The organism is Mesorhizobium sp. M1006 (genome assembly GCF_040318825.1).
GTDB lineage: Bacteria > Pseudomonadota > Alphaproteobacteria > Rhizobiales > Rhizobiaceae > Mesorhizobium.
Genome location: NZ_JAMYMZ010000108.1, coordinates 1 through 4,147 on the forward strand (window position 1 = coordinate 1; position 4,147 = coordinate 4,147).

2 protein-coding genes and 1 pseudogene are annotated in these 4,147 nt (G+C 54.3%); all 3 read right to left on the minus strand.

Annotation, left to right across the window (positions count from 1 at the left end; all coding sequences use genetic code 11):
- Positions 1-123: 123 nt before the first annotated feature.
- Positions 124-1,269: an alanine racemase gene (gene alr / locus NKH60_RS34565; RefSeq protein WP_352875069.1), complete on the minus strand. Its 1,146-nt coding sequence runs from the start codon at positions 1,267-1,269 to the stop codon at positions 124-126.
- Positions 1,270-2,011: 742 nt separating this feature from the next.
- Positions 2,012-2,977 (minus strand): D-alanine--D-alanine ligase family protein, encoded by a 966-nt coding sequence (locus NKH60_RS34575; protein WP_352875071.1) that lies wholly within the window; start codon positions 2,975-2,977, stop codon positions 2,012-2,014.
- Positions 2,978-3,719: 742 nt separating this feature from the next.
- Positions 3,720-4,147 (minus strand): annotated as a pseudogene (locus NKH60_RS34580) (transposase); the annotation flags it as partial.

Below are 4,147 nucleotides of genomic sequence, written 5' to 3' on the forward strand. Positions count from 1 at the left end.
ACCGGTGCGCATGCACGATCGTCGCACATGCGAAAACCGATGGGAATCCAACATCGGACTCTTTTGTCTCGATCAATCCACTAGACAAGGCACCGGGTTGGTTGGCTCTTTGCTCTCGATCGCCTACTGATCGCCGGCATCGGACGGTATTGCTGTGAACGCCGCAGATGGAGAGCGTAAATTCAGATATTTCCGCGTGCACCCGGCGCCAAGCCGCGTCAGCACTTCCTGTGGACTAACGCCGGCGGCCGTTGCGAGGTCATTGACGGTAAAGTCTTCACTTAGCAAATCCACAAATGTCACCGAGTTGCACCGTCCCTCCGGAATGTCCGTTATATCGATCGTTATATATTCCATGGATACTCTTCCCAATAGAGGTGATGAATATCCACCAAGCCGAACGAATAGCTTGTTAGCGCATGACCATGGAAGGCCATGCTTGTATCCAATTCCAACGATTGCTATGCGACTGGGTCGCGCCGTACGAAACGTTGCACCATATCCAACAGCCTCTCCAACCGGCACGTTGCGCACATCAAGTATCTTTGCTCTAAGCTTGGTAACGGGTTGAACGGCATTTGTTTGCATACCGGCGTTTTTGATGCCGTACAGAGCTGAGCCTACACGCACCATGTCAAAGTGGTAGACCTTGCCAAGCCATACACCGGCGGAGGCAGCGAGACTGCCGCGCGTGGGTTTTAGAAGATCATAGACCGCCCGAAATCTATCCCTTTGCAATACATTCGTCCCGTCCCAAATGCAGTCGCCACATGCGAGGTGACTGAGTACGATCGATGGGCGATACCTTTCGAAGGTGCGTAGAAGATACTCGCGCGTGACATCGTCAACGCTAAGCCCAAAGCGAGAGAATCCAGTTTCCACATTAAGAAAGTACGTTTGCCCTTCTCCGGCTGTGCCGACTGCATGCAATTCCTTGCAGTTATTCACAACAGGTATCAGATCATGCGACCGATACCATGTGCCAAACCTCTCAAACTCATCGCGAAAAACCGCGATTGCAATTCCACCGAAGCAAGACCTCAGGAGCAGCGCTTCCTCCAAATTGGCAACAAACAGTAGATGGCACCCAGCCTCTATAAGGGTCCTTGCAACGTTTAAAAGGCCAAGTCCGTAGGCATCACTTTTGACGACTGCGGCCACCCTTACCTCTGGTCCGACAAGAGTCGCCACCTTCTGGAAATTCGCTCGGATTGCCGCTAGATCTATTTCCAATACGACATCGGCAGACCGTACTAGAGACAACGTCATGCACTCTCCAAATCCTGGTTTATTGTTTAGAATCAAATATTTAACATGTTATTCCGCTATCTCGGAAAAAATCGAATATTCAAATCGGCAATCCACCGTCGTCTTGATGGCAAAGCAAAAAGAATATAACATATCCGTAATCCCGGAATGCAAACGTTCCATTAATATTAAGCTACAACGCAGAAACATTAATGCAATACTATTTCGCCTTCACTGAATTGCATGAACGCGGTATTAGACGTGTTCCGGTCGATCCCAAGGCGGATGCAACCGGTCGTCGCAACGTCGATGAAGCTCGCTCATAAAGCAACTCGTCAAAGCGCCTTGCGGGTGTTTTCAAGCCGAGGGTCCTTCTCGGTCGGCTGTGGATGCTCAAGTCAGTCGACTTTAGGACGTAGTAGCCCATTGGTTCCTGACCTTGCCGACGCTGCCTAAGAACTGGCGGATTGGCGCAGATACTACAATGAGGGACGCCCGCGTGGGGCGATCGGGCACAAGCCCCGATCTCGTTACTCAATTACGATGGCGCCCGCCATCGCGAGAAAGCCGGGAAACTCTACCTGCCGGCGGTCCAGAAACGGTATCGGAGCGATGCAGCTCCGGACTCTCCGCTGAACTGGAGCGAACGAGGGTCTCAGGTCAGTCCCCTCCAGCCAGCGCTTCAAAAATGCGCATGGAATGACGGCTAATTTATGCAAGCGCTAATCCATAATCGAGAGCCTGCTTGACCATTGGCCTCGCGTTAGCTGCGCGCAATTTGCGCAGCAGTACTCAGTATGAGGAGATCTTCGAACGAGAACTTTGACTGGAAGGAGAGCGCCGCATTGCTCCCAGGATACAGTCCTGGGATGGTATTAGCCTCCAGATAGACGGGGATTCGGTCGTTTAAGATAAAGTCGAAGCGCACGAGCCCTTTGCAATTCAACTGCCTATAAAGCCTGGGGGCATCATTGCGGACATGTTCTGCCGCCAGCCCATGGAGTATCCTGGGTGTGGCACGCTTATCAACCGACTTTCGCTTCAGCTGGTCGTCGTAAAAGCGCCAGCCAACTGGAAGGTCGAATAGTACGGCATCGCCTATGACTAGCTCTAGGCCAACCTGAAAGATGCCGACGGTACCGAATGGCCCATCGATGTATTCTTCTAGGCGGAATCTGGGGCGGTCAGTAGGGTCGATTCTGGCAATTGCCTCGACGGCTGCAGCCTGGCCGTCTAGCATTTTGATTCCAAGACTGTTCCCCTCGTCGATTGGTTTTAGGACGAGTACCCTCGAATGCTGGAGTTCGCGCGGCCAGGATGGGGGGTCTCCCAGCGCTGTCACTAAGCAGCCGTGAGGGACTAGATAGCCCAAACCTCGAAGTAATGAGACAAAGATCTCTTTGTTCATTCCGATCGCAGAGGGCAGGGTTGAGGGCCCGGAGTAAGGAACGCGCAGGATGTCAAGGAATCCCTGCATCGTACCGTCTTCGCCTCCTGCGCCATAAACAACATTTAGTACGAAGTCGCATTGGCGAACGGCGCGAAGAAGATAATCTACGTCGTTCGGGTCCACAACGTCAACTGAACGGCACATTCTTTGAAGGTACGGCAACAGCACATCTCTGGTGGCAAGAGAGCTTCCGCGCTCAGTTGATGAGCCTCCAGCAAGAAGAAGGAGGTTTGTCCTAGATAGGACTTCTCGTGCGGCCGAAAGTTTAGCGTGGTGCATATCCCTTCCTCCTTAAATACGAGCTCGTACTGGCAGCTTCTGGACAGCATCGTCGACTTACAATTCTAAGTATCTTGTCGAGCATCTCGGCCGGGAGCAGGCGTCGCGCTTCAATGGGTTGGGACGTGTCAAGGTCTGAAGGAACGCTCCGTGCTTCAGATGACGTTGCTGCCTTGACATGTGGCTTGTCCCTATGGGTCGCGATCAGTTAAGGCATGAAGATCAGCAGCTCCTGTCGCCTCACAACGTAGAGCGCAAAAGACGTGCCAACTGAGCAGAAGAGACGCAGAGAGAGAAGATTCTGTTCTATGGCTTAAAGAGCGCGGTAGAATCCGCCCGGAACCATCATGTCGCTAACTCAACACAGCCCGACAGTTGTCCGATAGTGAGCAACTCACTCTTGCATGGAAAGAGTTGCAGGTCTTGACATCACTCGCCAATAAGAAAACTGGTTCCGTCTCTCCGAGCAGGAGGAGGTCGATAATTGCTTGCGCCTGAGCCTTCTCTGATTGGTGTCGTTGAGGTCAAGGTGGCTCCAGCGCTTTCTTCTCGGACCGTTCCGGGGTCACCCGCTTGTCGTCGCGGTCTGCGTTAGGCGCCGCCGCATAATAGCGAAGGATTGTGTCCACTGGACGGCATTGCGCGCTCGCGGCCCCGGTCGTCTCCTCAGCGAAGGCGGTAGCGAAGGCCGAGACGAGTGGCGGCGGGACTGTCAGGAATTCTGTGCGCGAGGCCGGTCTCGTCATTGGCTGACGAACCTCTCGCCGAAGACAACGGCGAACTGGGTCTTGGCCTCGAACCATTCGCGCGGCGGTCGTTTCCATTCCTCAGCCGCATGGTTCAGGACCAGATATAGCAGTTTCATCGCCGCGTCGTCACTCGGGAAGTGTCCGCGGGTGCGGACGGCGCGGCGCAGCTTGGAGTTCAACGCCTCAATTGCATCCGTCGTGTAGATGATCCGGCGCACGCTTTCTGGGAAGGCGAAGAACGGCACGACGTGCTGCCAGTTGCGCCGCCAGCTCTGAGTGATCGCGGGATTATCGCTGGCCCCAGTAGCCGGCCTCGAATTCCTCCAGGGCCTTCATGCCGGCTTCGGCGTCCTTGGCCCGGTAGATCGCACGCAGCGCCGGCACGACGGGCTTGCGGTCCTTCCACGACACGAACTCCAGG